This is a genomic window from Microcystis sp. M49636_WE2 (assembly GCF_030065375.1).
GTDB classification, from domain to species: domain Bacteria; phylum Cyanobacteriota; class Cyanobacteriia; order Cyanobacteriales; family Microcystaceae; genus Microcystis; species Microcystis aeruginosa_C.
The window spans coordinates 1-1,107 of the sequence record NZ_JASJFG010000414.1; the positions used below are offsets into that span (position 1 = coordinate 1).

General features: G+C 40.7%; 2 protein-coding genes. One reads left to right on the forward strand and one right to left on the reverse strand.

Annotated features, from left to right (window positions below; all coding sequences use genetic code 11):
- The coding region (locus PX484_RS09910; protein ID WP_288103682.1) for an RNA-guided endonuclease InsQ/TnpB family protein at positions 1–303 on the forward strand (303 nt) is incomplete at its 5' end.
- Between the two features lie 271 nt (positions 304–574).
- Here PX484_RS09910 and PX484_RS09915 read toward each other — a convergent pair.
- A partial coding sequence (locus tag PX484_RS09915; RefSeq protein ID WP_288103684.1) for a Rho termination factor N-terminal domain-containing protein occupies positions 575–1,107 on the reverse strand: 533 nt, incomplete at its 5' end.

Below are 1,107 nucleotides of genomic sequence, written 5' to 3' on the forward strand. Positions count from 1 at the left end.
CAATTAGCCTATAAATGCCGTTGGTATGGGAGAAATTACATCGAAATAGATAGATGGTTTCCTAGCTCTAAAAGGTGTAGTAATTGCGGGTATATTGCCGAGAAAATGCCGTTAAATGTTCGAGAATGGGATTGTCCAGACTGTGGGACACACCATGACCGAGATATTAACGCCAGTAAAAATATTTTGGCCGCAGGGCTTGCGGTGTCAGTCTGTAGAGCGACCATAAGACCAGAACAGAGTAAAACTGGGGCGGCAGGTGCGAAAAATCCTTCGGGAAAGAAGCAGAAACCCAAATCGTGAGGTTTGGGAATCGCCGTCCGTTTTACGGCGGCGAGGATGTCAAAGGGACTAAATCCTTAGAGAACTACCCAAGATGATAACAGATGGACTCCACAAGCATAATCAATGCTCAAGCCCGGGATGACTCGATAGTGGTTCACGTTGAAAAAGCTCCCAATTCCATATCTTCGTTAGAAAGGCTTTGCTGCCATTTTAATTCACTTTCAATATCTTCTAGCAATTGATAATTCATAATTCATAATTCATAATTCATAATTCATACTCCTTTTTCTTATTGCGCTAATATTCTGACTAGCTCTGCTTTCTTCATCTTGCTTAAACCAACGATTCCCTTTTCTTTGGCTAGAGTCTTTAATTCGGAAACAGTCTTGAGTTTGAGAGTTTCTTCTGAAAACTCCTCAATCACTGCATCTTGTTGAGATTCAGGAGTGAGATAAAAGACAGTTTTGAGTAAATCTAATCCCTTCCCTTTTGTAATTCCACACTTGAGGGCAACAATTGAATCTAAACTCTTCCAGAATTGACGGGGAGCCTCATCAATCCTAGCAGTAGCAGTAGCTAATTTAACTGTTTTTAGGGGGCTATTCGGTTGTTCAATCAAGAACTGTAAAGCAGATTTAATTTCTTCTCTTGAAGCTGTTGACAGATTTAGTTTTGGGGTTTCTTCTCTTGCCAAAACTCTGGATATATTCCTAGCATCTTCTGTTCCATCGGCAATAATACACCAAATTCTTTCTAGTCCAGCCCTTTCAGCCACAGCATAAACAAATGAGTTGCCGATAACTTCATAGCGATCCTCTGATA